The sequence below is a fragment of the Paracoccus laeviglucosivorans genome (assembly GCF_900182695.1).
GTDB lineage: Bacteria > Pseudomonadota > Alphaproteobacteria > Rhodobacterales > Rhodobacteraceae > Paracoccus > Paracoccus laeviglucosivorans.
In genome coordinates this window covers 170,063-194,291 of sequence record NZ_FXTK01000005.1, presented here as the reverse complement: position 1 = coordinate 194,291, position 24,229 = coordinate 170,063, and the positions used below count along the sequence as shown (strand labels likewise).

The window sequence follows — 24,229 nt, the reverse complement described above, 5'->3', positions numbered from 1 at the left end:
CGGATTTTCGACATGCGCAGCAGCAAATACCGCTTGAAATGCGCGAAATTCCACCAATTCTTAACTGTATCGTGACAGTCTGGTCAGGTGGACCGCTACATCTTGGCGGCCCAAACCGCCAGCCGACTGACAGGAGCTGAACGTGCCGTCCTTTTCGAACACGCTGGAACAAGCGATCCATTCCGCTCTGGCGCTGGCAAACGAACATCGCCATGAGCTTGCCACACTTGAGCATCTCCTGCTCGCGCTGACCGATGAACCCGACGCGGTAAAAGTCATGCGGGCCTGCAATGTCGATCTGGACGAGCTGCGCCGGATGCTGGTCGAATTCATCGAAGAAGACCTTTCGACGCTGATCACCGATGTCGAAGGTTCCGAAGCCGTGCCGACCGCCGCATTCCAGCGGGTGATCCAGCGCGCGGCGATCCATGTGCAATCCTCGGGCCGGACCGAAGTGACGGGGGCCAACGTCCTTGTCGCGATCTTCGCGGAACGCGAATCCAACGCGGCCTTCTTCCTGCAGGAACTGGACATGACCCGTTATGACGCGGTGAATTTCATCGCGCATGGCGTGGCGAAAAACCCGTCCTTCTCGGAAAGTCGTTCGGTCCAGGGGGCCGAGGGTCAGGGCGAACAGCCCCAGCCCGAACAGCCCGCCGCATCCAAGGATGAATCGGCATTGGCGAAATATTGCATCGACCTGAACAAGAAAGCGTCCAAAGGCGACGTGGACCCCCTGATCGGCCGCGCCGATGAGGTTGAGCGCTGCATTCAGGTCCTGTGCCGCCGCCGCAAGAATAACCCGCTGCTGGTGGGCGATCCGGGCGTGGGCAAGACCGCCATTGCCGAAGGTCTGGCGCTGAAGATCACGCGCGGCGAAACGCCCGACGTGCTGGCGGGCTCGACCATCTTCTCGCTCGACATGGGCGCGCTGCTGGCCGGCACCCGCTATCGCGGCGATTTCGAGGAGCGGCTGAAGGCCGTCGTCAAGGAACTTGAGGACCACCCCGACGCGATCCTGTTCATCGACGAAATCCATACGGTGATCGGTGCGGGCGCGACCTCCGGCGGGGCCATGGATGCCTCAAACCTGCTGAAACCGGCATTGTCGGGCGGCAAGCTGCGCTGCATGGGCTCGACCACCTACAAGGAATTCCGCCAGCATTTCGAAAAGGACCGCGCCCTGTCGCGCAGGTTCCAGAAGATCGACGTGAATGAGCCGACCGTGCCCGACACGATCAAGATCCTGATGGGCCTGAAACCCAGCTTCGAAAAGCACCACGACCTGCGCTATACCAACGACGCCATCAAGACGGCGGTGGAATTGTCCGCGCGTTACATCCATGACCGCAAGCTGCCCGACAAGGCGATCGACGTGATCGACGAAGCCGGCGCGGCCCAGCATCTTGTTGCCGAAAGCAAACGCCGCAAGACCATCGGCCCGAAAGAGATCGAGGCGGTCGTGGCCAAGATCGCCCGCATCCCCCCGAAGAACGTCTCGAAAGACGATGCGGCGGTGCTGAAGGACATGGAGGCCACGCTGAAGCGTCTGGTTTTCGGTCAGGATGCCGCGATCGAGGCGCTGTCGTCGTCGATCAAGCTGGCGCGGGCCGGTCTGCGCGAACCGGAAAAGCCCATCGGCAACTACCTGTTCGCAGGCCCCACCGGCGTCGGCAAGACCGAGGTGGCCAAGCAACTCGCCAGCACCCTTGGCGTGGAACTGCTGCGCTTCGACATGTCGGAATACATGGAGAAACATGCGGTCAGCCGCCTGATCGGCGCACCTCCGGGCTATGTGGGTTTTGATCAGGGCGGGCTTCTGACCGATGGTGTGGACCAGCACCCGCATTGCGTGCTGCTGCTGGATGAGATCGAAAAGGCGCACCCGGATGTCTACAATATCCTGCTGCAGGTCATGGATAACGGGAAACTGACCGACCATAACGGGCGTCAGGTGGATTTCCGCAACGTGATCCTGATCATGACCTCGAACGCTGGTGCTGCCGATCAGGCAAAAGCCGCCTTCGGCTTCGGGCGCGACCGCCGCGAGGGCGAGGATACGGCTGCCATCGAACGCACCTTCACGCCCGAATTCCGCAACCGTCTGGATGCGGTGATCAGCTTCGCGCCGCTGTCGCGTGACATCATCGTGCAGGTGGTCGAAAAGTTCGTGCTGCAACTGGAAGCGCAGCTGATCGACCGCGGCGTCCATATCGAACTGACCACGGAAGCCGCCAACTGGCTTGCCGAAAAGGGTTACGACGACAAGATGGGCGCGCGTCCGCTGGGCCGCGTGATACAGGAAACGATCAAGAAGCCGCTGGCCGAGGAATTGCTGTTCGGTCGCCTGACCAAGGGCGGCATCGTCAAGGTTCGGATCGAAGACGACAAACCCGCCTTCGAAATCACCGGCCCCGAGGCCCCTCGCATCAGCAACTCCAAGCCGCCGCTTCTGACTGCGGATTGATGGAAACAGGAAAGGGCGGCCGATCTGGCCGCCCTTTGCTTTTAAGGGCGGAAATGACCAAGTAAGGCTTGGAAGGGCGCGATCAGGATCTTAGCCTAGACCTGCTCACGGAACCCGATCAACAGAACTTGGCTCCGGTTGATCGTCCAGCTTCAATCAGCTCTTGATCCGCTGACTTGCGCTCCTGGTGATCCGTTCCGGCGCCACGCGAATGGAAAGTGCTTACTCAATCTCCCGTTCGGTATAGGGCAGTAAGCGAAGCGGAAGCCGGCCACATTCCCTGAAGGCGCCCTGCTCCAACTTGGTCATCTCCCTAAGCTGGAGCCGATTTCTCTTGCGATGTTGATGGCCTCATGATCCGCCATAAGGATGTTCTGCCGGATATTTCGCCGACGGCCGTGATTCATATCGTCGGCAATCGATCCCATTAAATAGGATCTGGCATTCTTTCGATATGCTTCCACGACAACGGACTCGACGGCTCTCTAGCCCTGCCCGAAAGCGGTTAATCACACTTTTCCGGCCTTCAGATCACGGGGCCAACACCCGCATCAAAAACCTCTATCAGGCCCCTTGCTGCAAAAGCCCAAAGAACCTGGCAGCCTCCCCACGCCCACAGCTTCTTAGTTCCCCAAATACCCATAGGACGCCGCCGCTAGCGGCTTCGCACGCCGACCTCGCGTCCCTTCTCCTCAGCCCTTCCTCGCCTTGCCTTCCTTGATTTTGGCGGCCAGATCCTTGGCGACGCCGAACGCGCCCTTGATGCGGTCGGCATCGGTTGGCCAGTCGCGCAGCACCACGATCTTGTTGTCCGTGACCTTGGCCTGACCGCGTTGTTCGTGGATGAACTCGACCAGCCCGGCGGGGTTGGGGAACTTGTCGCCGTGAAACTGCACCGTCGCGCCCTTCGGCCCGGCATCCAGCTTCGAGATATTGGCCCGTTTCGCCATCGCCTTGATGCGGATGACCAGCAGCAGCGTGTTCACCTCGCGCGGCAATGGCCCGAAACGGTCGATCAATTCGGCGGCAAAACCCTCCAGCTCGACCTTGGTGGTCAGCTCGGACAGGCGGCGATACAGGCCCAGCCGCACGTCCAGATCGGGAATATAGCTTTCTGGGATCGTCACCGGCACGCCAAGGTTCAGCTGCGGCGCCCATTCGTCCTCGGGCGTGCCCTCGATCTCGCCGGATTTCAGCTTGGCGATCGTTTCCTCAAGCATGGCCTGATAAAGCTCGAAGCCCACTTCCTTGATATGGCCCGACTGCTCCTCGCCCAGCAGGTTGCCCGCGCCGCGCAGGTCCAGATCCTGCGAGGCAAGGTTGAAACCCGCCCCAAGGCTGTCGATGGCACCCAGGAATTTCAGCCGCCGCATCGCCTGCGGCGTCAGCGGCACGCGCGGTTTGGTGGTCAGATAGCAATAGGCCCGCGCCTTGGACCGCCCCACCCGGCCGCGAATCTGGTAAAGCTGCGACAGGCCGAACATGTCGGCACGCCAGACCACCATGGTGTTGGCGGTCGGGATATCCAGCCCCGATTCCACAATGGTCGTCGCCAGCAGCACATCCGCGCCGCGGTCGTAAAAGGCGTTCATCCGCTGGTCAAGATCGCCCGCCGCAAGCTGGCCATGCGCGACGATATAGCTGACCTCGGGAACGTGTTCCTTTAGCCAATGTTCGACATCCGGCAGGTCAGTCAGGCGCGGCACGACGAAGAAGCTTTGCCCGCCGCGATATTTCTCGCGCAGCAAAGCCTCGCGGATGGTCACACTGTCGAATTCGCTGACATAGGTGCGGATCGCCAGACGGTCCACCGGCGGCGTGCCGATGATCGACAGATCCCGCACCCCGGTCAGTGACAGTTGCAGCGTGCGCGGGATCGGCGTCGCCGTTAGCGTCAGCACGTGGATATCGCTGCGCAATTCCTTCAGGCGCTCCTTGTGGGCGACGCCGAAATGCTGTTCTTCGTCCACGATCAGCAGGCCAAGGTTCTTGAAACGCACCTGTTTGGACAGCACCGCATGGGTGCCGACGACAATATCGACGCTGCCATCGGCAAGACCCGCCCGCGTCTGCGTGGCCTCCTTGGCCGAGACGAAGCGCGACAGCGGGCGCACATTGATCGCCGTGCCGCGAAAACGCTCGGCAAAGGTGCGGAAATGCTGACGTGCCAGCAGCGTCGTGGGCGCGACCACCGCCACCTGCTTGCCCTGCGACGCGGCGATAAAGGCCGCACGCATCGCCACCTCGGTCTTGCCGAAGCCCACATCGCCCACGACAAGACGGTCCATCGGGCGGCCCGCCGCCAGATCCTCGGTCACGTCGCTGATCGCGGTCGCCTGATCCTCGGTCTCGGTATAGGGGAAGCGGGCTGCGAAGCTTTCGATCTCGTGATGCTCGGGTTCCAGCACCGGGGCGGGACGAAGCAGGCGTTCGGCCGCGACGCGCATCAGCTTGTCGGCGATCAGCTTGATGCGTTCCTTGAGCCGGGCCTTGCGCGCCTGCCATGCGCCGCCGCCCAGCTTGTCCAGCAAGCCTTCTTCGTGGCCGTAACGGCTAAGCAGCTCGATGTTTTCCACCGGCAGATACAGCCGGTCGCCCCCGGCATATTCGATGGCCACGCAGTCATGCGGCACCTTCAGCGCCATGACCGTCTCAAGACCCGTATAGCGCCCGATGCCGTGTTCGACATGCACGACCAGATCGCCAGGAGACAGCGTGGTGGTGTCGCGCAGGAAGTTCTCGGCCTTGCGGCGCTTCTTGGCGCCTCGGATCAGCCGGTCGCCCAGCACGTCCTGCTCCGAGATGACGGCCAGCGGCCCTGTCGCCTGCCCGTCCGAGGTAAAGCCTTCCTCAAGCGGCCAGACGGCCAGACCCAGCGCGCCCGGCACATCGGGCAGGTCGCGGATGTCGCGGATCGGCTTGGCCCCCGCGATGCCTTCATCGGCGATCAGCCCCGCCAGACGTTCGCGTGCACCATCCGAAAAGCTGGCGATGATCACACGCCGCGATGCTTGAAGTTTTCGAACATGATCCGCCAAGGCACCGAACAGGTTGATGCTTTCGGCCTGACGCTCTGGCGCGAAATTTCGTCCGACACGCCCGCCTGCATCCAGAACGCCCGGACCGGGGGGCTGTTGCAGCACCGAAAGACGCAGCAGACGATGCGGCTTCAGCCATGCCGTCCATTCCGCTTCGTCGGGGAACATCAAGGCCGGTGGCACCGGGCGATAGACGGTATCCGTGCCGCCCTTGCGCGCCAATGCCTCGCGCCGCGCATCGAATTGTTCGCTGATCGTGTGCCAGCGCACGTCGCGGACCTGATCAAGATGGTCGTCCGTCACAACCGAAGCATCGGGCAGATAGGTGAACAGGCTTTCCAGCTTGTCGTGAAACCACGGCAGCCAATGCTCCATCCCGGCCATCTTCTGGCCCGCGCTGATACCTTCATACAGCGGGTCATGCGCACCACCGCCATATTCCGCGCGGTAGTTCTGGCGGAAGCGGGTGATCGCGGCCTCGTCCATGATGACTTCGGACATGGGGGCCAGTTCGACATGATCCAGCTTTTCGCTGGACCGCTGGGTTTCCGCGTCGAAACGCCGCGCGCTTTCCAGAACGTCGCCGAACAGGTCCAACCGGATCGGCCCGCTATCGCCCGGCGGATAGATGTCGATGATGCCGCCGCGCACAGCGAAATCGCCGGGCTCGGTCACGGTGGGCGATTGCGAAAAGCCCATCCGCGCCAGAAACGCCCGCAGCGCCCCTTCGTCCATGCGGCTGCCGGCACTGGCGTGAAAGCTGGCCTCGCGCAGCGATGCGCGGGGCGGCACGCGCTGCATGGCGGCAGCCAGCGTGGTCAGCAGCACGAACGGCCCCTTGATCGCGCCATGGGCCAAGGCCGTCAGCACCGCCATCCGCGCCGCCATCACGCCGCCCGCGGGGGACACGCGGTCATAGGGCGTCGTGTCCCATGCCGGAAATTCCAGCACCACGGTCTGGGGTGCGAAAAACGCCAATGCCGCGCGCATCGCGGCCATGCGGCGATCGTCGCGGGCGATATGGATGACGGGTTGGCCACGGCCCAGTTCGCGCGCGACCAGCGCAGCGTCAAGACCTTCGGGAGCGCCGGAAAGGATCAGATGTTCGGACATGCCAGTTCAGGTAAACCCAGCGCGGACGGAGTCAAGCCGCGTTCAAAATCCAAAGGGATGCGTCACGATCCAGATCGCGCCGCGCCATGCCGTCACCGCGACCGCCACAAGCGATCCCACATTGATCGCAACGCGCTGGCGTCGCATCAGTTTCGCCGCCTTGGCCGCCGCGTCATTGACTGTCAGCGCCCCGCTTTCCGCCGCATCGACGATGCCGGCCAGCCGGTGCGACAAGCGCATTTCCGCTGCAAACAGCAGCCCGAACGGCAGCATCAGCAGGACCAGCGCCTGCGCCATCTCTAGCCCGTAGAAAAAGCCCAGGATGAACAGCGCGGTCAGGACGAATGTCGCCATGCCCATCAGCCCCACCGCCTCGGCCCGGCCAAGTTGTCGGCGCGGCAAGGTCAGCGACAGCCAGTCCAGCAGCATCAGCGACGCGGGATCGTCCGGCCCCTTGGGCTTGCGCACCGCGCCCAGCACATCGCTGGGCACGCCCGCGATACGCCGCCCGGCAAGGGTCCATGACAGCGTCAGCAGCAGCCAGAACCAGATCGAGCTGAACGAACGGCTGTCAAGAATGGTCAGGATGCCCTGCGTCAAGTTGTCCCTATCCGTGCAAATGGCGGCAAAGCGGACCCTAACCCCGGCGCGCGCAAAGGAAAACCTTGATCCGGCACGGGCGGCTTGCAGGGGTTGCGCCCTTGCAACGCAAGGTGCAATTTCCGGGCAACACCCGAAGAAAGGCCCATGCCATGCAGAACCCGATCATCGCCCCCTTTCCCGCGACCCGCCTGCGCCGCCTGCGCCGCACCCCCGCCCTGCGTGCCCTGACGACCGAGGTGAACCTGACCCCCGCGAACCTGATCTGGCCGATTTTCGTCACCGAGATCGAGGGCGGCGCAGGCGAGATTTCCTCGATGCCCGGCGTGGAACGCCTGACGCTGGACGGCGCCAAGCGCGCGGCGGAAACGGCGATGCGGCTGAACATCCCGGCGGTCTGCATTTTCCCGCATTCCGACCCCGACCAGAAGACCGAGACCTGCGAACGTGCATGGGATCCCGACAATATCGGCAACCGCGCCATCCGCGCGATCAAGGAAGTCGCCCCCGATCTGGCCGTGATGACCGACATCGCGCTGGACCCCTATAACGCCAACGGCCATGACGGAATCGTCCGCGACGGCGTGATCCTGAACGACGAAACCGTCGAGGCGCTGGCCCGCATGGCCTTGGTGCAGGCGCAAGCCGGGGCGGACATCCTTGGCCCCTCGGACATGATGGACGGGCGCATCGGCGCGCTGCGGGCGCTGCTGGAGGCCGAGGGGCACAAGGACGTGGCGATCCTGTCCTATGCCGCGAAATACGCATCCGGCTTTTACGGCCCGTTCCGCGATGCGGTGGGCGCCTCGGGGCGGCTGGTGGGCGACAAGAAGACCTATCAGATGAACCCTGCCAACCGCGACGAGGCGATGCGCTGCGTCGCCCGCGATCTGGCCGAGGGCGCGGATATGGTCATGGTGAAACCCGGTATGCCCTATCTGGACATCTGCCGCATGGTCAAAGACCAGTTTGCCGCGCCGACCTATGCCTATCAGGTCAGCGGCGAATACGCGATGATGGAGGGCGCGATCCGCAATGGCTGGCTGTCGCGCGATGTGGTCATGGAAAGCCTGCTGTCATTCCGCCGGGCGGGCTGCGACGGCATCCTGACCTATTACGCCCCGCAAGTGGCCGAAAAGCTGGCATGATCCGGTATTTCCGCCTATGATCCCGGCTTAACGAGCGGGCCAACCGCCGCAAAGAGGCACTTGGCGAATATGAACGATATCAAGGTGATAAGCCGTCGCAGCCTGCTGCTGGCGGGCGCTGTGGCGGGTCTTGCCGCCTGCACCAATGCGGTCGGGCAGAACGCATCGTCGCGTCTGGATGCGCGTGTCGATGCCACGCGCAACTATCTGTTGCAGATGTATCCGGGCGTGGCGGGCATGGTGCAATCGGCCAAGGGCGTGCTTTACATGCCCCTGATGACCGAGGCGGGCTTTGGCTTTGGCGGGGCTTACGGTCAGGGTGCGCTGCGCATCAACGATGTGACGGTGGATTACTATTCGGCGGCGCAGGCCAGCGTCGGCTTTCAGATAGGCGCGCAGCAATACGCGCATGTGCTGATCTTCCAGACCGATGCGGCACTTGCCGATTTCCGCCGCGCCCCCGGCTGGGTCGCCGAGGCGGATGCCTATTACGCCCTGCCCTCGCGCGGGTTGGCATTGGGGACAGACACGATTTCCGCCCAACAGCCGGTCGTTGCGATGATATTTGGCCAATCGGGGCTGATGGCTGGTGCGTCAATCGCGGGGACCAAGTATACCCGTGTGATCCCTTCGACCTTCTGATGGAAAGGGCCGCGATTGCGGCCCCTTTTTCTTAGCTTCCGTGGATGATGCGGACGTAGTTCTTGGTCTCGCGGAAAGGCGGCACGCCGCCATATTTCTGCACCGCGCCCGGACCGGCATTATAGGCGGCCAGTGCCAGCCGCCAGCTTCCGAAGGTGTTATACATCATCTTCAGATAGCGCGCGCCGCCTTCCAGGTTCTGCACCGGATCGTTGGGATCGACGCCCAGCTTGGCCGCCGTGCCGGGCATAAGCTGCGCCAGTCCCCGCGCGCCCTTGTGCGACCGGGCCGAGGGGTTCCAGCCCGATTCCTGCTGCACAAGGCGCAGGAACAGGTCTTCGGGGATGCCATGTTTGCGCGCCATCGCGCGGGCATGGGGCAGATACTGGCTGCGGCGGCTGCCCTGATAGGCCGGAATATTGCCGGGCAGATCCAGTATCACCACGCTTTTGGAACTGGCGCTGCCGGGTTTCAGGCGCACCGATTTTTCATACTGGCCCGACAGGCGCGAATCCATCAGGCGGGTCTGACGCTCGAACTGGGCGATCCGCGACTTGCCGCCTTTCTGGATGCGCAGGCCATCGGCAAAGGCAGGGGCCGCAAGGCCAAGGCCCAGCGTCAGGACAAGGGCAGCGCGACCGAAACGGCGCAGCCCCGCGCGTTCATGTGAAAGCATCTCTCGTCCCTCATGCCGCATATTTTTTGCGTTGCACTATAGCGCAAAGCCACGGGAACGCTGCAAGTCGTTTGGAGGAACACGGCAATGCCCGAAAAATCGGCGGGTTTCCGCCCAGACCAAGCCCCTTGCCGCGCCATGCCCCAAGGCGTTAGATCAAACCCGACAATACATGCACGACTAAAAAGGACCAACGCATGGCAGGCAGCGTGAACAAGGTGATCCTGATCGGCAATCTGGGTCAAGACCCCGAAATCCGCAGCTTCCAGAACGGCGGAAAGGTCGCGAACCTGCGCATCGCCACCTCGGAGACGTGGAAGGACCGCAATTCGGGCGAACGCCGCGAGCGCACGGAGTGGCACACCATCGCCATCTATTCCGAACCGCTGGTGCGCGTGGCCGAGCAGTTCCTGAAAAAGGGCAGCAAGGTCTATGTCGAAGGCCAGCTGGAAACCCGCAAATGGCAGGACCAGCAAGGCAACGACCGCTATTCGACCGAAGTGGCGCTGCGCCCCTTTCGCAGCGAATTGACCATGCTTGACGGGCGTGGCGGTTCGGGTGGCGGCGGCGGTCGCGATGATGACGGCGGTTATGGTGGCGGCGGCTACGGCGGTGGCGAATATGGCGGTGGCGGCTCGTCCTCGGGCGGTGGCGGCTATGGCGGCGGGCGTGGCGGCGCTTCTGGGGGCGGTCAGTCCTCGGGTGGCGGACGCCCGGATTTCGATGACGAGATCCCGTTCTGATCGAATGAAATCGGCCCGCCGGCGTTTTGCCGCGCGGGCCTTTCGTCAGACCATTGCCGCCAAGCCAGACATCCTTGCCCATCGCGCAGGGACTGTCGCCAAGCTGCGCTGAAATTCCTTCGAGAGATACAACTTGTCCAGCAAGCGTTCCAAGACCCCGAAAAAGACTGCATCCACCCGCCAATGCCTGCTTGTGCTGGGGATGCACCGTTCGGGAACAAGTGTGCTGGCCCAGCTTTTGGGGATTGCAGGCGCGGCGCTGCCCAAGCGTCTGATCGGCGCGACCAAGGATAACGAATACGGCCATTTCGAACCGGTGGTGCTGAACGACCGCAACGAACAGCTTTTGCGGGATCTGGGCAGTTCGTGGGATGACTGGTCCCGGATAGATCTGGCCAAGGCACCCAGCGATCTGTTGGCGCATTACATCTCGGACCTGCGTGGCTTTATCGCGGCCGAGCTGGGAGACGCCCCGCTGAGCGTGGTCAAGGAACCGCGCACTTGCCGCATGCTGCCGCCCTTGCTGCGCGCGCTTGAGGCCGAAGGGATCGCACCCTTGGCCGTCATCCCGTTTCGCAACCCGCTGGAGGTCGCAAGCTCACTGGCCACGCGCGATGGCATGACGCTGCGCGAAGGCGTGCTGCTGTGGCTGCGCCATTTCCTCGATGCCGAACAGGCCAGCCGAGGGCTGAAACGCAGCTTCGTGTCCTATGACAGCCTGTTCGGGGATTGGCGCGCGCAGTTTCGTCGCATGGCGGACGATCTGGGCATCGAATGGCCGCATGATCTGGACGAAATCGCGCCGCTGGTCGCGCAGGCCATTGTGGGCGATGCGCGTCACAACCGCTGGACCGAAAAGGATCTGGCCGAAACCGCCTATACGCGCGGTCTGGCGCTGCGTGTCACCGCCGCCTGCGACCGCCTGATCCGCGACCCGCAAGACCCCGAGGCGCTGGCCCAGCTTGACGCCGTGCGCGCGCAGTTCGAGGAATTGGTCGAACTGACGCTGCCCTTTCATCAGGATGCCCGCAAGGCGCTGGCCTGCGCGACGGCCGATGCGGAAACCCGCAAGACCGAAGCCGAGACACTGGCCCGCAAGAATGCCGAGTTGGAGCATAACCTGAAAGGCATCTGGCAGCTTCATGATGTCGTGTCCGAGCTGAACAAGAAAAACGAACTTTATATCAGCGACATGCGCACGCAGCTGGGCGAAAGGCAGCGGCAACTGGACGCCGCGCGCCAGACGCTGGAACAGGTGCGCCACGATCTGCAAACGCAGCGCGCCGCACTGAACGACAGCCAAAGCCAACGCCAAATTGCGGAAGCGGCACTGGCAAGGACCGAAATGCAGGCGCGGCAGATGGGACAGCAGATGTCCGATCTGGAAACGCAGGCGCATTCCCTGACCGCAGCCCTGACCGCCCAGGAAACGGAACTGACCGAAAGCCGCCGCGCCTATGAGGAAAAGCGCGTCGAAGCCGGTCATTACGCCCAAGGCGTCAAGGATCGCCTGGCCGAGATCGAAAACCTGACCAGAATGCTGCGCGCCACCTATGACAGCCGCTCGTGGCGCATGACCGCGCCGGTGCGCAAACTGGGCCGGGGCGTTCGCAAGCTGCAGCGCGGTCTGCGCCTGCTGGCAGGTGGTGTGGCGCTGGCGGCATGGCGGCGGATGCCCATTTCGACCAGCAAGCGGATCGCGTGGAAGAACCGCATTTTCGGCTCTGATTTCGGGCGCAAGCTATTCGGCACGACGGCGCTTTACCAGCAATGGCAAAGCCTTCAGATCACCCGCTTCGAAAAGCCCGCCGCACCCAAGTCGCGCAGCCGGTTCGATGCGGCGGATGCCTCGCCCGCGGCAAAGGCTTCGGGCGAATGGGTCACAGTCGATACCGCCGACCATTTCGTGCCGCGCCGCGTGCAGACCAATCTGACCGATCCCAAGGCGCGGCTGATCACATTCTATCTGCCGCAATTCCACACCTTCCCGGAAAACGATGCGTGGTGGGGCGCGGGCTTTACCGAATGGACGAATGTGCGGCCCGCCAAGCCCATGTTCCCCGGCCATCACCAGCCGCATGAGCCGCTGGACATCGGCTATTACGACCTGACCGACATTCAAGCTCAGCAAAAACAGATCGAGCTGGCCAAGCTTTACGGCATCGGCGGCTTTTGCTTCTACTGGTATTGGTTCGACGGCAAGCGGCTGATGGAAAAGCCGATGCAGCAATGGCTGGCCAATCCCGAGACGCTGGATTTTCCTTTCTGCGCCTGCTGGGCGAATGAAAACTGGACCCGGCGCTGGGACGGCAAGGACAGCGAGGTGCTGATCGGCCAGAACCATTCACCCGAGGACGATCTTGCCTTTATCGCAGATCTCGCGCCTTATCTGCGCGATGCGCGCTATATCCGCATCGACGGCAAGCCCTTGGTCATGGTCTATCGCCCGCGCCTGCTGCCCGATCCGCAGGCCACCGCCGAACGCTGGCGCGTCTGGTGCCGCGAAAACGGCATTGGCGAGATTTATCTGGCCTATACCCAATCCTTTGAATCCGAAGACCCGCGCGACTACGGCTTCGATGCGGCGATCGAATTTCCGCCCAACAACGCCTCGCCCACGGTGCTGACCGACCAGATCAAGGATCTGGACCCGGAATTCACCGGCATCGTCTATGACTGGAATTCCTATGTGGATCGCTCGCGCGATTATCCGCAGCCCGATTACCGGCTGATCCGCTCGGTCTGCCCGGCATGGGACAATACCGCGCGCCGGAAAAAGGGCGGGGCGATCTTTCTCAACAGCACGCCCGAGGAATATTCGCGCTGGCTGGGCAACGCCGTCACCCGCACCATGCTGGACGCGCCGACGCCGGACGAACGCATCATCTTCTGCAACGCATGGAACGAATGGGCCGAAGGCGCGCATCTGGAGCCGGATACCCGCTTTGGCTATGCTTGGCTGGAAACCACGCGCGATGCGCTGGACCCCCATGCCCGCCCGCGCCACGTCACGCTGGTCGGCCATGACGCCCATCCGCATGGTGCGCAATTCCTGCTTCTGAACCTTGCCCGCGCCTATCGGCAGGCCGGACTGACGGTCAAGATCGTGCTGCTGGAAGGCGGCCCCTTGGTCAAGGATTACGCCGAAGTCGCCGAACTTATCGAACTGCCCGACCCCGTGACCCGCCGGGACGAGGCGCTGCGCCTGCTGCGCGGCCTGCGCAACGAACATGGCGAGGCGGCGATCTGCAACACCACAGTTTCCGGCAGCGCCGTGCCCCTGCTGCGCGAGGCGGGCTATGGCGTGCTATCGCTGGTCCATGAGATGCGCTCGGTCTATGCGCAGATGGATCTGGCGCGGCAGATCGGCGATCTGGCTGCGGCGGATGTGCCGGTGGTCTTCCCCGCCCGCATCGTGCGCGAACATTTTGAAGAGGCGCTGGGGCACAAGGTCGAAAACGCCGTGCTGCGTCCGCAGGGTATGTATCTGCGTCCCGCCCCGCACGATCCCAGCCTGCGCGATGGCCTGCGTCAGGAATACGGCATCGGCGCAGATGTGCCCTTGCTGATGGGTTCGGGCTATATCGACCATCGCAAGGGGGTGGACCTGTTCGTCCGTGCGCTGGCGGCGCTGCGCGCCAAGGGCGTGCCTGCCGAAGCGATTTGGATCGGCCATGCCGAACGCGATTTCCTGCCCGAAGTGCAGAAGCTGGCCGATAGCCTTGGCCTGCGCGATGCGGTGCATTTCCCCGGTCGTCAGACCGATCCCGCGCCTTTCTATGCGGCGGCGGACGTGTTCCTGCTGACCTCTCGCGAAGACCCCTACCCCTCGGTCGTGCTTGAGGCGATGGCATCGGACCTGCCCGTGATCATGTTCGCAGGCGTCACGGGTTCCGAGGATATGGCCGAACGCGGCCTTGCGCTGGCGGTCGAGGCCGAGGATCCCGAAGCCATGGCCGAAGCCGTCGCCCGCCTGCTGGACCGCCCCGCTGGCCGGGCCGAGATGACCGCCCGCGCCGCCAAGGCGATCGCCGAGGAAACCGGCTTTACCGACTATGCCTTTGACCTGCTGAAGCTGGCGGGCAAGCCGGTGCCGCGCATTTCGGTCATCGTTCCCAGCTATAATTACGAAGCCTATATCCGCGACCGGATCGAAAGCGTCGCGGCACAGGATATGCCGATCCTTGAAATCATCGTGCTGGACGATTGCTCGACCGATCGCAGCCCCGAGATCATCGCGGAACTGGCGGCAAACAGCCCCGCCCCAATCCGCTTTGTCCCGAACACGGTGAATTCCGGCAATGTCTTCCGCCAATGGCAAAAGGGGCTGGACTTGGCGCGGGGCGATTATATCTGGATCGCCGAGGCCGACGATCTTGCCGCGCCGGATTTCCTGTCCACCGCCATGCGCGGTTTCGAAGACCCGGATGTGGTCCTTTCTTACACCGAATCCGCGCAGATCGACGGCGAGGGCAATCCGTTGGCCGCCGATTATCGCTATTACACCAACCCCATCGCGCCGGGGAAATGGGACAGCAATTACATCGCCTCGGGCAAGGTGGAAATTGAGCAGGCGCTTTTCCTGAAGAACACCATCCTGAACGCTTCGGCGGTGGTGATGCGTGCCGATGCGCTGCGCCAGGTCTTTGCCGAACATAAGGCCGAAATCGAGGGGCTGCGTTTCGCGGGCGACTGGGCGGTTTACCTGAACCTGCTGGCGCAGGGCTCGGTGGCCTATTCCTCCCTGTCGAAAAACTATCACCGCAGGCATCAATCCAGCGTCACCATCTCGAATTTCAACGCCCAGCAGCTGGACGAAATCCGCGCCATGCAGCGCAAGGCGGCAGGAATGATCGGCGAGCGCCCCGACAGGCAGGCCAGAACCGACGCCTATATCGCCGAGCTTGAACAGCAATTCGGTCTGGATCAGGCCAAAACCGACAGCGGAAAGCGCAAAGCCATATGACCAGCGCAACCATGAACAACCCAAACCGTCCGGACATCTTTATCGTCGGCACGATGAAGGGCGGCACGACGATCTTGCACGAGTTTCTGGGCCATCACCCGGAAATCCATCCGGGACGAGACAAGGAAATCCACTACTTCTCGCTTTACGAAGCCAAGGGGCTGGCCTGGTATCATCAACAGTTCGAAGGGCTTCCTCCGAACCAGCACTACATGGATGCCAGTCCCACATATTTCGATATGGCTGCGGCGCCCACGATTCCTTCGAAGATCGATGCCTATAACCCGCAGGCGCGGATCGTCATGCTGGCGCGCCATCCCATCGATCGCGCCCTGTCGCATTTCAACCATGTGAAAAAGGTGAACAAGGCACCGGGCGTCACCGAAATGACGGCGGACGAATTCTTTTCACGCCCTATCGAACATGCGATTTCGGGGACTTCGGCGGCTGACATCTATCATTTCCAGACGCTGGAATTCAGCTGCTATTATCGCAAGGCCATTCATTACAAACGCATTTTTGGAGACCGCTTCATGGTGGTCGATAATGCGAATTTATCAGCAGAGCCGCAGGAAACCATGAACCGGATTTTCCGCCATGTGCAGGTCGATCCCATCACCAGCGATGCATTCGGCCAACGCAAATACAGCCACATGAAAAAAGACTCAGCGGTGCTTTCCCCTAAAACGCGCGAAAGACTTAGCGAGATGTTCAAACCGAACTATCGTGCTTTTTGCAATGTGGTCGGACTGGAATTCAAATGGTGACCATGAAGGCCGCCCCATGACATACACTTATGCATTCATTATCTCTCATATGCATGGCGGTGCAGGTCCGTTGCAGGAGTATCTGAACCGTCAGTCTGGCACCTGCATTCGCGGGGCCAATGCCGGTGCCCTGTTTTCACTGTCGCGCATGGCCGCAAACCTGCAAGCCAGCCAGCGTTTTGCCGATACCGCCGCCGCATCGGGATCGCCTTGGCACGGCGCAGACCGGATGCAGATCGAGGAATTCATAGCCCAGACCGTTTCCGGTTTCGTGCACCACGTCCTGACACCGCCAACAGGCACGCGGCTTACTGGTTTTTCGGAAACGCGCCACCTGATGCCAGAGCCGCAGCTTTTCGAATATCTCGATTTTCTGCGCACCTATTTCCCCGGCGCATTGCTGATCTTTCAGACCCGCGATCCCGATGATTTGCCGGCTGATGGCAATCCCGACATTTCGGCGATCCGACGGGCTCAGGCCAGTTTCCGCAGCTATGCCGAACAGCATCCGCAAAGCTGCATTTCGTTGCAGCACGAAGAATGGGCAGGCAATCCGGACCGGCTTCAGCCCTTGCTGGCCAAGCTGGGTTTGACAGCAGATACCCCGCCCGAACAAGCACCCGCATGGAACGGCCCTCCGCCCGGCACCGTTGAAAACGGCGTAATGGTCGGCAAGGATGGCTGGCTGTTTCTATGGAGCGGCTCGAACGACGTGCATCGCTATTACACCGATTCAGGCTATTTCACCGATCGTGATGCGCAAGACTGGGCAGACTTGCTGAACACGCGGCGGACGCGGATCGCGGCGCTTGGGGCGACCTATAGGCATCTGACCGTACCCGACAAAATCTCAGTCTATCGCGATCACCTGCCGCGATCGCTGCCCCATCCTGATCGCCATCCCGTCCGCCAGATTGCTGCTCTGGTCGATGCGCATTTCAATCTGGACATCCTTAACGATCTGCGTCGTGGCACCGCCGCACAGCCGATCTTTTACAAGACCGACACGCATTGGAACCATGAGGGCTGCCTGATCGCTTATCAGCGGCTTTGCGCATCGCTGGACGTCACGCCGCAGGTGTTTCCCACGCATAGCCGCCCCGCCCGAGAGATGGTGCTGGACCTTGGCAACAAATTCCAGCCCCCCATCCAAGAAAACGCCCGCTTTCTGCCGGTCCTGCGCCATGCCCGCCGCGTGGGCGACAACGAGATGGTGCGCTATAACGAGGCCGAGGGGTTCGCCAAGGGCACGCCTCGCTTTGTCGGTTGCCATATCCGCACGCTGAACGAATCCCCCACCGCGCGGCCCGAGACCGTGGTGCTGTTCGGCGATTCCTTCAGCGAATTCCGCCCGCATCTGCTGACCGCGATGCTGGCCGAAACCTATCGCGAAGTGCATTTCGTCTGGTCCACCAGTCTTGATTATGACTTCATCGCCCGTATCCGCCCGCAGATCGTCATCACCGAAATCGCCGAGCGTTTCGTGAAAAAGCTGCCCATCGACGATTTCCACGTCCCCATGGATGAGCCCTGACGGCGAATTGACGAATCGTTCCTGCAAGAATAAGAACAAATCAGGAACAATCGACATGACCGCAAACCCTTTCCCGCAGGGGGTGGCGCCTTTTGGGCGAACGCCTGCCCCATCGCTGACAGCGCCCATTCTGTCCGAAGCTTTCGGACTGCGCCCTCTGGACGGTGCGGTGATTGGATTCGTCCGGGCCGCCCTGCCCTTGGGTCAGGTGCTTTGGGCACAGGACCGGCTAAGCCGCATCGAACATGGCGCGCCCTTTCTGCCCGGCATGGGACGGGCGCTGATCCGGCTGGACCTGACGCGCCCCGCAGATGTGCTCAGCGCGCTGGAGGATGGGCTGCAAAGCCATGCCCTTGCCGCGGTGGTGGGGGAAATCCACGGTGCGCCGAATGCCCTGAACTTTACCGCCAGCCGCAGGCTTGCCCTGCGTGCGGAACGCGGCGGTCTGCCCTGCTGGCTGATCCGTCATGCTGCCCCCGCCGCCGATGCCAGTGCGGCGCGGATGCGCTGGCGGATCGGTGCGCTGCCCTCGGCCATCGACCCGGACGATCCGCAGGCCCCCGGCGATCCGCGCTGGCGGGCCGAGCTGTTTCGCGCCCGTGGCACCCCCCCGTCGATATGGGAGGGGCGACATGACCGGGCGGCGGATCGTCTCGATCTGGTTGCCTGGACTGGCGATCGAGAATTGGCAGCGCAAGCAGACCGTGGCGTGGCCTGACGACGTGCCGTTGGCCTTGGCCGCACCCGGCCCGCACGGCCCGGTGATCCACGGGCTGAACCGGGCCGCCGCGCTGGCGGGCGCACGGTCGGGCGCGCGGGTGACCGATATGCGCGCCGTCTGTCCGACCTTGCGGATCGAGGATGCCGATCTGCCGGGGGATGCCGCTTGTCTGGCGCGTCTGGCCTTTTGGTGCCGCCGCTGGGGACCGTGGAGCGCGCCTGACAGGGCCGACGGCCTGCTGATCGACACGACCGGGGCCGATCACCTGTTCGGCGGCGAAGACGCGATGCTGGCCGATATGCAGGGCCGTCTGGCACGGGCGGGACTGACAGCGGCGCTGGCCATTGCGCCGACGCGGGGGGCCGCGTGGGCCTTGGCGCGGTTCGGGGCGGGGCGCGTGATCTGCCATGATCTGCAAAGCGATCTGGCGCCTCTGCCGGTCGCCGGGCTGCGGCTGGACGGCCCCACGCTGCTGCTGATGCGGCGGTTGGGGCTAAAGACCATCGGCGATCTTGCCGCTATCCCGCGCCTGTCGCTGATGCGCCGCTTTGCCCGCGCGGATCTGCCGGAAAACCCGCTGCTGCGTCTTGACCAGATGCTGGGCCATCTGGCCGAGCCGCTGGACGCCCCCGACCCCGCCCCCCGTTTCATGGCCCAGACGCGGCTGGCCGAGCCGGTGATGGACCCGACCGATTGGCTGCCCCAACTGATCGCCGATCTTTGCACCCAGCTTGCCGCCAAGGCGCAGGGCTGCCGCCGCCTGCGCCTGTCGATCTTTCGCGTAGATGGCGAACGGCGCGACACGCATCTGCGCATCGCCAGCCCATCGCGCGAAGCCGCGCATCTGCTGCGGCTGTTTCAGGGCAAGCTGGACGGGCTGGATCCCGGCTTCGGCTTTGACCTGCTGCAACTGACGGCCGAGGCGGTCGAGGCCTTGCCCGACGCCCAGCCCGACCTTGATGCCAGGTCCGAGGGGTTGGAGCTGGCCCGCCTGATCGACCGCCTGACCGCGCGCTTCGGGGCAGCGGCGATCCATCGCCCCGAAGCCGTGGAAAGCCACATCCCCGAACGCAGCGAAACGCCCGCCCCGCCGCTGGGCCAGACGCCCGTTCCCGATGCGCGCCCCGACCGCCCCCTGCGCCTGCTGACCCCGCCCGAAGAAATCCGCGTCCTTTACGCCATTCCCGAAGGGCCGCCCGCGCAATTCAGTTGGCGCCGCCAGACCCTGCGCGTCGCCCGCTATGCCGGGCCTGAGCGTATCGCGCCGGAATGGTGGCGCGACCGCCCCGGCACGCGGCTGCGCGATTATTTCCGCGTCGAAGACCCCTCGGGCCTGCGCCTGTGGATTTACCGCGAAGGGCTGGTCCATGACGGACGCGGCGGCACGCCCCGCTGGTTCCTGCACGGGATTTTCGCCTGATGCCCGACAGCCATCCCAAAGTCGCGCTGAAACTGCCTGATGTCGCGGCCCCCAATCCCCCTGCGCCCTATGTCGAGCTGGGCGTGACCACCGCCTACAGCTTTCTGCACGGAGCCTCGAAACCCGATGAACTGGCGCTGGCCGCGCATCTGCTGGGCCATGACGCTTTGGGGATTGCCGACATCAACAGCCTTGCCGGCGTCGTCAAATTGCACGCAGCGGGCAGGCAATTGCACCTGCGCCCGGTGATCGGGGCGCGGATTGTGCTGGCGGATGGGACGGCGTTTCTGGCCTATCCGACCGACCGGGCGGCTTACGGACGGCTGTCGGCGCTGATCACCAAAGGGCGACGGCACGATCTGGGCGGCGCGTGGCAGAAAAAGGGCGCCTGCGATCTGTCGCTGGACGATCTGGCCGCCCATGCCCAAGGGTTGCGCCTGATCTGGCTGCCGGGCGATCCGGCGGATTTGCCAATGCTGGCCGCCCGCCTGCCGCAGCTGTCCCATGTCGCCGCAAGCTGGCTGTATCGCAGCGACGACCGGGCCCGGATCAACCGTCTTGACCGCGCCTCCCGCGCCTTGGGCCTGTCCATCGTCGCAACGAACGACGTGCATTACCACATCCCGGACCGCCGCCCACTGCAGGACGTGATGACCTGCATCCGTGAAGGCACGACCATCGCCCGCGCAGGCCACCTGCTGGCCCAGAACGCCGAGCGCCACCTGAAATCCCCCGCCGAGATGGTCGAGCTGTTCGCCGAATGGCCCCACGCCCTGCGCGCCACGCGCGAGATTGCCGACAGCTGCCGGTTTTCGCTGGAGGATCTGAAATACGAATATCCGAACGAAACCGTGCCCGAGGGGATGACGCCGGAACGGCATCTGCGGACATTGACCTGGCGCTACGCGCATCAGCGCTATGCCTCGCAGATTCCGCCCGCCATTCATGCCCAGTTGCGCAAGGAATTGCGGATCATCGCCAATAAGGGCTTCCCGACCTATTTCCTGACCATCCACGACATCGTGGCCTATGCGCGCGGCCAAGGCATCCTGTGCCAGGGTCGCGGCTCGGCGGCGAATTCGGCCGTCTGCTTCATGCTTGGGATCACTCCGGTCGATCCCGATGGCGGCAACCTGCTGTTCGAACGCTTCATCAGCGAAAACCGCACCGAGCCGCCAGACATCGACGTCGATTTCGAACATGAGCGGCGCGAGGAGGTCATCCAGCATATCTACGCCAAATATGGCCGCCACCGCGCCGGGCTTTGCGCCACCGTCATCCATTACCGCCCCCGCAGCGCCATCCGCGAGGTCGGCAAGGTCATGGGCCTGTCCGAGGATGTGACCTCGGCGCTTGCCAATACCGTATGGGGCAGCTGGGGCCATGACATGTCCGCGGCCCATCCTGACCAGGCCGGTATCGACCTGCACGATCCGGTCATGGCGCTGGCCGTCAAACTGGCCGAAGAAATGATCGGTATGCCTCGCCACCTCTCGCAGCATGTCGGCGGCTTCATCCTGACCCAAGGTCCGCTGTCCGAAACCGTGCCCATCGGCAATGCCGCCATGCCGGACCGCAGCTTCATTGAATGGGACAAGGACGACATCGACGCATTGGCTATTCTGAAAGTCGATGTGCTGGCCTTGGGAATGCTGACCTGCATCCGCAAATGCTTCGACCTGATCCGGGCGCATCACGGCGACAGCCTGACGCTGGAGGATTTCAACAATGACGACGCCGAGACTTACGAGATGCTGTGCCGGGGCGACAGCATCGGCACGTTTCAGGTCGAAAGCCGGGCGCAGATGAACATGCTGCCCCGCCTTAAACCCAAGGAAAAATACGATCTGGTGATTCAGGTCGCTATCGTCCGCCCCGGCCCGATCCAGGGGAATATGGTGCATCCCTATCTGCGGCGGCGGTCGAAGGCCGAGACGGTCGATTATCCCCGGCCCGGACCCGAATTCGGTCCGCCGGACGAATTGGAAAACGTCCTTCGCCGCACATATGGCGTTCCGATTTTTCAGGAACAGGCGATGAAGATCGCCATGGAGGCAGCAAAGTTCGATGCCAAGGAACTGGACGAGCTCCGCAAGGCGATGGCCACCTTCCGCTCTCGTGGCACCATCGGCCAACTTCAGGACAAGATGGTCGGGCGCATGATCGCCCGTGGCTATGATCCGGTTTTCGCCGAACGCTGCTTCAACCAGATCAAGGGCTTTGGCGATTACGGCTTTCCCGAAAGCCATGCGGCGGCGTTTGCGCATCTGGCCTATGTCTCGGCCTATTTGAAATGCCACTATCCGGCGGCCTTCGCGGCGGCGCTGCTGAACAGCCAGCCCATGGGCTTTTACGCCCCCGCCCAGATCGTGCGGGATGCGCGGGAACATGACGTGACCGTCCTGCCGGTCGATGTGAATTTCAGCGCATGGGACAATACGCTGCAACCCTTGGGCAAAGGCTTCGCCCTGCGGCTGGGCCTGCGCCAGATCGAGGGGCTGCCCAAGCCGTCGGCCCTGCGGATCGAAGCTGCCGCCAGCGATCCGTTCTCTGATCTGGCCGACCTGAAAACCCGCGCCCGGCTGGATGCCCGCGCCGTCCGGCTGATCGCGGCGGCGGATGCGCTGCGCTCGATGGATATGGACCGCCGTGCCGGGCTGTGGCAGGCGCGCGCCCTGCGTGATGCCCCCGATCTGCCGCTGTTTCGCACCGAAGACGAGGGCGAGGAGCCCACCATCACCCTGCCCCGGATGCCGCTATGCGAGCATGTGACCGCCGATTACCAGACCCTGCGCCTGTCGCTGAAACGCCATCCCATGGCCTTCCTGCGGCCCAGCATGGCGCGGCAGGGCTATGTTTCGGCCAAGGGGCTGGACGATTTGCCGGGCAAGACGCGGCTGCGCATGGCGGGGCTGGTGCTGATCCGTCAGCGCCCCGGCAGCGCCAAGGGCGTCTGCTTCATCACGCTGGAGGATGAAACCGGCGTCGCCAATCTTGTGCTGTGGGAAAAGACCTTCAACGCCTTCCGCCGCGTTGCCATGACCGCCCGCCTGATGGTGGTCCATGGCGAGGTGCAGCGCGCCGAAGGCGTCACCCATGTCGTCGCGCATCGCATCGAGGATCGTTCGGACGCATTGCTGCGCCTGTCTGGCGATGCCCCCGAAGGGCGGCTGTCAGCCCCGCGCGCGGCCCATCCACGCGATGCCCGAATCGTGCCGCGTTCGCGTGATTTCCACTAGCCGACAGATATGCGAAAACCGCGCCTTTTGCGGGGCGCGGCTTCGGTAGATGTCCCGAAAAGGCAGATCTTACTTGATCTTGCCTTCTTTGTACTCGACATGCTTGCGCACAACCGGGTCGTACTTGTTGACCGTCATCTTTTCGGTCATCGTGCGGGCGTTCTTCTTGGTAACGTAGAAGTGCCCGGTCCCGGCGCTCGAGTTCAGGCGGATCTTGATCGTGGTCGGCTTCGCCATTGTCTTGCTCCTGCTGCGGGGAAAGACGCCTTCTTGCGAACCCCGTGGAATCTCTTGGAAGCCGCCTTTTAACTGTCACAAGGCCGAAGTCAACCGGGAATCACCCGGTTTTCCCCAATCTGTGCCAGCGATACGGCCATAAACACGCGGATGGCCTGTAAGCCGGATTTTGTTCCGGGGTCGCCCCCTTCGATGACCATTCCTCTGGTCCCGCCATTGCTGACGGGATCTAGCTGCCAACCCGGACCTGCTGGGGCGAAAGCAGCCCTGCCTTGCGGCGCGCGGTCCCTATTCGGCGTTGCTCCCGGTGGGGCTTGCCATGCCGGTCCTGTTGCCAGTCCCGCGGTGGGCTCTTACCCCACCGTTTCACCCTTACCTGCGCGGATGCGCGGGCGGTCTGTTCTCTGTTGCGCTTTCCCTGGGGTTGCCCCCGCCGGGCGTTACCCGGCACCGTGCCTTCATGGAGTCCGGACTTTCCTCGACAGGTTACCCCGCCGCGGTCATCCGGCCATCCGCGTGTGGGGCCAGATAGGCCGGGCGTGGCGCAGGGTCAAGCGTCCGCCCAGTTTTCCGCGATCCGGGGCAGCGCGCCTTCGATCCAGCCCAGCAGCGCGTGGACCCGCTCGGCCGCCTCGACGCCCAGAGGGGTCAGGGCGTATTCGACATGCGGCGGCACGGTGTGGAAATCGTGACGCTTCACCATGCCGTCCCCCTCCAACCCTTGCAGGGTCTGGGCCAGCATCCGTTCGCTGACGCCACCGATGCGTTTACGCAGCGCGCTAAAGCGGTGCGGGCCGTCCGCCAGCACCACCAGCACCAGCATCCCCCAGCGCCCGGTCAGCCGCCGCAGCACATCGCGCGACGGGCATTCCGCAGCCATCACATTGCCCCGCAGGCATTCGGCAGGATTTTTCACAC

General features: G+C 63.4%; 15 protein-coding genes and 1 other RNA gene. 10 read left to right on the top strand and 6 right to left on the bottom strand.

Annotation, left to right across the window (positions count from 1 at the left end; translation table 11 throughout):
• The first annotated feature begins 142 nt into the window (after positions 1-142).
• Positions 143-2,467, top strand: coding sequence for an ATP-dependent Clp protease ATP-binding subunit ClpA (gene clpA, locus FN835_RS08275; protein WP_142662739.1), 2,325 nt, complete (start codon positions 143-145; stop codon positions 2,465-2,467).
• Positions 2,468-3,159: 692 nt separating this feature from the next.
• Here clpA and mfd read toward each other — a convergent pair.
• Complete coding sequence (gene mfd, locus FN835_RS08270; RefSeq protein ID WP_142662738.1) at positions 3,160-6,618, bottom strand: transcription-repair coupling factor; 3,459 nt, start codon at positions 6,616-6,618, stop codon at positions 3,160-3,162.
• Between the two features lie 42 nt (positions 6,619-6,660).
• Entirely contained in the window at positions 6,661-7,218 is a 558-nt protein-coding gene (locus FN835_RS08265) for a hypothetical protein (RefSeq protein ID WP_142662737.1), read from the bottom strand.
• A gap of 152 nt (positions 7,219-7,370) precedes the next feature.
• Here FN835_RS08265 and hemB point away from each other — a divergent pair, with 152 nt between their 5' ends.
• On the top strand, positions 7,371-8,366 hold the full coding sequence (gene hemB / locus FN835_RS08260; protein WP_142662854.1) for a porphobilinogen synthase: 996 nt from the start codon (positions 7,371-7,373) through the stop codon (positions 8,364-8,366).
• A gap of 78 nt (positions 8,367-8,444) precedes the next feature.
• Positions 8,445-9,008, top strand: a complete 564-nt coding sequence (locus FN835_RS08255) for a lipid-binding SYLF domain-containing protein (RefSeq protein WP_425467464.1) — start codon at positions 8,445-8,447, stop codon at positions 9,006-9,008.
• Between the two features lie 31 nt (positions 9,009-9,039).
• On the opposite strand, the gene FN835_RS08250 is transcribed toward FN835_RS08255, so the two are convergent.
• Entirely contained in the window at positions 9,040-9,684 is a 645-nt protein-coding gene (locus FN835_RS08250; protein WP_142662735.1) for a lytic transglycosylase domain-containing protein, read from the bottom strand.
• A gap of 197 nt (positions 9,685-9,881) precedes the next feature.
• On the opposite strand from FN835_RS08250, the gene ssb reads away from it, so the two are divergent.
• From ssb to FN835_RS08215, 7 genes are all read left to right on the top strand, one after another.
• Positions 9,882-10,427 (top strand): single-stranded DNA-binding protein, encoded by a 546-nt coding sequence (gene ssb / locus FN835_RS08245; protein WP_142662734.1) that lies wholly within the window; start codon positions 9,882-9,884, stop codon positions 10,425-10,427.
• Between the two features lie 133 nt (positions 10,428-10,560).
• On the top strand, positions 10,561-15,393 hold the full coding sequence (locus FN835_RS08240; RefSeq protein ID WP_142662733.1) for a glycoside hydrolase family 99-like domain-containing protein: 4,833 nt from the start codon (positions 10,561-10,563) through the stop codon (positions 15,391-15,393).
• Entirely contained in the window at positions 15,390-16,160 is a 771-nt protein-coding gene (locus tag FN835_RS08235) for a sulfotransferase family protein (RefSeq protein WP_142662732.1), read from the top strand. Before FN835_RS08240 ends, FN835_RS08235 begins: the two co-directional genes overlap by 4 nt.
• 16 nt (positions 16,161-16,176) lie before the next feature.
• The gene (locus FN835_RS08230; protein WP_185958613.1) at positions 16,177-17,694 is read left to right on the top strand and encodes an alginate O-acetyltransferase AlgX-related protein; all 1,518 of its coding nucleotides are present in this window, start codon (positions 16,177-16,179) and stop codon (positions 17,692-17,694) included.
• A gap of 55 nt (positions 17,695-17,749) precedes the next feature.
• Positions 17,750-18,412 carry a hypothetical protein gene (locus FN835_RS08225; protein ID WP_142662730.1) on the top strand — a complete coding sequence of 221 codons (663 nt, stop codon included), beginning with the start codon at positions 17,750-17,752 and terminating at the stop codon, positions 18,410-18,412.
• Positions 18,327-19,835, top strand: a complete 1,509-nt coding sequence (locus tag FN835_RS08220; RefSeq protein ID WP_142662729.1) for a Y-family DNA polymerase — start codon at positions 18,327-18,329, stop codon at positions 19,833-19,835. The genes FN835_RS08225 and FN835_RS08220 overlap by 86 nt, the downstream gene beginning before the upstream one ends.
• Positions 19,835-23,074 (top strand): error-prone DNA polymerase, encoded by a 3,240-nt coding sequence (locus tag FN835_RS08215; RefSeq protein ID WP_142662728.1) that lies wholly within the window; start codon positions 19,835-19,837, stop codon positions 23,072-23,074. The genes FN835_RS08220 and FN835_RS08215 overlap by 1 nt, the downstream gene beginning before the upstream one ends.
• 69 nt (positions 23,075-23,143) lie before the next feature.
• On the opposite strand, the gene rpmG is transcribed toward FN835_RS08215, so the two are convergent.
• The 3 genes from rpmG to FN835_RS08200 all read right to left on the bottom strand — a co-directional run bounded on the left by rpmG (position 23,144) and on the right by FN835_RS08200 (position 24,191).
• Complete coding sequence (gene rpmG, locus FN835_RS08210) at positions 23,144-23,311, bottom strand: 50S ribosomal protein L33 (protein WP_101752137.1); 168 nt, start codon at positions 23,309-23,311, stop codon at positions 23,144-23,146.
• A 142-nt stretch (positions 23,312-23,453) separates the two neighbouring features.
• An RNA gene (gene rnpB / locus FN835_RS08205) (RNase P RNA component class A) lies at positions 23,454-23,827 on the bottom strand.
• 34 nt (positions 23,828-23,861) lie between these two features.
• Positions 23,862-24,191 (bottom strand): winged helix-turn-helix transcriptional regulator, encoded by a 330-nt coding sequence (locus FN835_RS08200; RefSeq protein ID WP_142662853.1) that lies wholly within the window; start codon positions 24,189-24,191, stop codon positions 23,862-23,864.
• Positions 24,192-24,229 lie beyond the last annotated feature (38 nt).

What these genes read in the sequence shown, in the direction of transcription:
- ssb (WP_142662734.1), top strand. Translation starts at nt 9,882, where the DNA reads ATGGCAGGCAGCGTGAACAAGGTGATCCTGATCGGCAATCTGGGTCAA.
- FN835_RS08225 (WP_142662730.1), top strand. Translation starts at nt 17,750, where the DNA reads ATGACCGCAAACCCTTTCCCGCAGGGGGTGGCGCCTTTTGGGCGAACG.
- FN835_RS08235 (WP_142662732.1), top strand. Translation starts at nt 15,390, where the DNA reads ATGACCAGCGCAACCATGAACAACCCAAACCGTCCGGACATCTTTATC.
- rpmG (WP_101752137.1), bottom strand. Translation starts at nt 23,311, where the DNA reads ATGGCGAAGCCGACCACGATCAAGATCCGCCTGAACTCGAGCGCCGGG.
- mfd (WP_142662738.1), bottom strand. Translation starts at nt 6,618, where the DNA reads ATGTCCGAACATCTGATCCTTTCCGGCGCTCCCGAAGGTCTTGACGCT.
- FN835_RS08230 (WP_185958613.1), top strand. Translation starts at nt 16,177, where the DNA reads ATGACATACACTTATGCATTCATTATCTCTCATATGCATGGCGGTGCA.
- FN835_RS08250 (WP_142662735.1), bottom strand. Translation starts at nt 9,684, where the DNA reads ATGCTTTCACATGAACGCGCGGGGCTGCGCCGTTTCGGTCGCGCTGCC.
- hemB (WP_142662854.1), top strand. Translation starts at nt 7,371, where the DNA reads ATGCAGAACCCGATCATCGCCCCCTTTCCCGCGACCCGCCTGCGCCGC.
- FN835_RS08220 (WP_142662729.1), top strand. Translation starts at nt 18,327, where the DNA reads ATGACCGGGCGGCGGATCGTCTCGATCTGGTTGCCTGGACTGGCGATC.
- FN835_RS08200 (WP_142662853.1), bottom strand. Translation starts at nt 24,191, where the DNA reads ATGGCTGCGGAATGCCCGTCGCGCGATGTGCTGCGGCGGCTGACCGGG.
- FN835_RS08215 (WP_142662728.1), top strand. Translation starts at nt 19,835, where the DNA reads ATGCCCGACAGCCATCCCAAAGTCGCGCTGAAACTGCCTGATGTCGCG.